Raw genomic sequence first — 3,213 nt, 5'->3', positions numbered from 1 at the left:
AAAGCGCCGCCATGGTCGTGCGTGGCACGGTAAGCGATGTGGAAGACGGTCAAACCGTGACGGTGATCATCAGTGATGGCACAAACCAAGTTGAAACCACGGCGCTTGTGCAAAACGGCGAATACGTTACCGATCCGATTGACGCAAGCGCACTAAACGACGGCACGCTCACCGCCATAGCAAGCGTGTCAGATTTAGCGGGTAACCCGATTTCAGCACAAGATTCAGTCGAACTTGATAACACTGCAGTTATTACAACTAGTATTGATAAAACAACCGACGGCGTGATTAATGGTAATGGCGAAAGCGCCGCCATGGTTATACGCGGCACAGTGACTGACGTTGAAGACGGCCAAACTGTTACTGTTATTATCAGTGATGGTACAAACCAAGTTGAAACCACGGCACTTGTACAAAACGGCGAATACGTCACCGATCCAATTGATGCAAGCGCACTAAACGATGGTACGCTCACCGCCACGGCTAGCGTGTCTGATGTGGCAGGCAACCCAATTTCAGCACAAGATGCAGTCGAGCTTGATAACACCGCAGTTATTACAACCAGCATTGATAAAACCGCCGACGGCGTGATTAATGGCAACGGTGAAAGTGCAGCCATGGTCGTGCGTGGTACTGTGACTGATGTGGAAGACGGCCAAACTGTGACGGTGATCATCAGTGATGGCACAAACCAAGTTGAAACCACGGCACTTGTACAAAACGGCGAATACGTTACCGACCCGATTGACGCAAGCGCATTAAATGACGGCACGCTCACCGCTACAGCAAGCGTGTCAGATTTAGCGGGTAACCCGATTTCAGCACAAGATTCAGTCGAACTTGATAACACCGCAGTTATTACAACTAGTATTGATAAAACAGCCGACGGCGTGATTAATGGTAACGGTGAAAGCGCCGCCATGGTTATACGTGGCACGGTGAGCGATGTGGAAGACGGTCAAACCGTGACGGTGATCATCAGTGATGGGACAAACCAAGTTGAAACCACGGCGCTTGTGCAAAACGGCGAATATGTTACCGATCCGATTGATGCAAGCGCACTAAACGATGGCACACTCACTGCCACAGCCAGCGTATCCGATGTGGCAGGCAACCCGATTTCAGCACAAGATTCAGTCGAGCTTGATAACACCGCAGTTATTACAACCAGCATTGATAAAACCGCCGACGGCGTGATTAACGGCAACGGCGAAAGCGCCGCCATGGTTATACGTGGCACAGTGACTGATGTTGAAGACGGCCAAACTGTTACCATCACTTTGAGCGATGGTATAAACGCGCCAATTGAAGTTCAAGCAACCGTTCAAAGTGGCGAGTATGTTACTGATCTGATTGATGCAAGCGCACTAAACGACGGCACACTCACTGCTACAGCCACCGTATCCGATGTGGCAGGTAACCCTGTTACAGCTGAGGATACAGTTGAACTTGATAACACCGCAGCGATCACAACCAGCATTGATAAAACCGCCGACGGCGTGATTAATGGCAACGGCGAAAGCGCCGCCATGGTCGTGCGTGGTACTGTGACTGATGTGGAAGACGGCCAAACTGTGACGGTGATCATCAGTGATGGCACAAACCAAGTTGAAACCACGGCACTTGTACAAAACGGCGAATACGTCACCGATCCGATTGATGCAAGCGCATTAAACGACGGCACACTCACCGCTACCGCCAGCGTATCCGATGTGGCAGGTAACCCTGTAAACGCGCAAGATAGCGTCGAACTTGATAACACCGCAGCGCTCACAACCAGCATTGATAAAACCGCCGACGGCGTGATTAATGGTAACGGTGAAAGCGCCGCCATGGTCGTGCGTGGCACGGTGAGCGATGTGGAAGACGGTCAAACTGTTACTGTTATTATCAGTGATGGTACAAACCAAGTTGAAACCACGGCGCTTGTGCAAAACGGCGAATACGTTACCGATCCGATTGACGCAAGCGCACTAAACGACGGCACGCTCACCGCCATAGCAAGCGTGTCAGATTTAGCGGGTAACCCGATTTCAGCACAAGATTCAGTCGAACTTGATAACACTGCAGTTATTACAACTAGTATTGATAAAACAACCGACGGCGTGATTAATGGTAATGGCGAAAGCGCCGCCATGGTTATACGCGGCACAGTGACTGACGTTGAAGACGGCCAAACTGTTACCATCACTTTGAGCGATGGTATAAACGCGCCAATTGAAGTTCAAGCAACCGTTCAAAATGGCGAGTATGTTACTGATCCGATTGATGCAAGCGCACTAAACGACGGCACACTCACTGCTACAGCCAGCGTATCCGATGTGGCAGGTAACCCTGTTACAGCTGAGGATACAGTTGAACTTGACAACACCGCAGCGATCACAACCAGCATTGATAAAACCGCCGACGGCGTGATTAATGGCAACGGCGAAAGCGCCGCCATGGTCGTGCGTGGTACTGTGACTGATGTGGAAGACGGCCAAACTGTGACGGTGATCCTCAGTGATGGCACAAACCAAGTTGAAACCACGGCGCTTGTGCAAAACGGCGAATACGTTACTGATCCGATTGATGCCAGCGCATTAAACGACGGCACACTCACCGCTACAACAAGCGTGTCAGATTTAGCGGGTAACCCTGTAAACGCGCAAGATAGCGTCGAACTTGATAACACCGCAGCGATCACAACCAGCATTGATAAAACCGCCGACGGCGTGATTAACGGCAACGGCGAAAGCGCCGCCATGGTTGTGCGTGGTACGGTTAGCGATGTGGAAGACGGTCAAACTGTGACGGTGATCATCAGTGATGGCACAAACCAAGTTGAAACCACGGCGCTTGTGCAAAACGGCGAATACGTCACCGATCCGATTGATGCAAGCGCATTAAACGACGGGACACTCACCGCCACAGCTAGCGTGTCTGATGTGGCTGGCAATCCAATTTCAGCACAAGATGCAGTCGAGCTTGATAACACCGCAGTTATTACAACCAGCATTGATAAAACAGCCGACGGCGTGATTAATGGCAACGGCGAAAGCGCCGCCATGGTTATACGTGGTACAGTGACTGATGTTGAAGACGGCCAAACTGTTACCATCACTTTGAGCGATGGTATAAACGCGCCAATTGAAGTTCAAGCAACCGTTCAAAATGGCGAGTATGTTACTGATCCGATTGATGCAAGCGCACTAAACGACGGCACACTCACTG

General features: G+C 50.7%; 1 protein-coding gene. It reads left to right on the top strand.

The genetic code is table 11. From position 1 onward, the window contains the following. Positions 1-3,213: beta strand repeat-containing protein (locus PSH48_RS20610; RefSeq protein WP_443197875.1), on the top strand; the 3,213-nt coding region annotated here is incomplete at both ends.

The sequence above is a fragment of the Pseudoalteromonas sp. Angola-4 genome, from assembly GCF_028599265.1.
Classification (GTDB): Bacteria; Pseudomonadota; Gammaproteobacteria; order Enterobacterales; family Alteromonadaceae; genus Pseudoalteromonas; species Pseudoalteromonas atlantica.
Note: the sequence above shows the minus strand (reverse complement) of the source record. Positions and strands in the feature narration are given on the sequence as shown.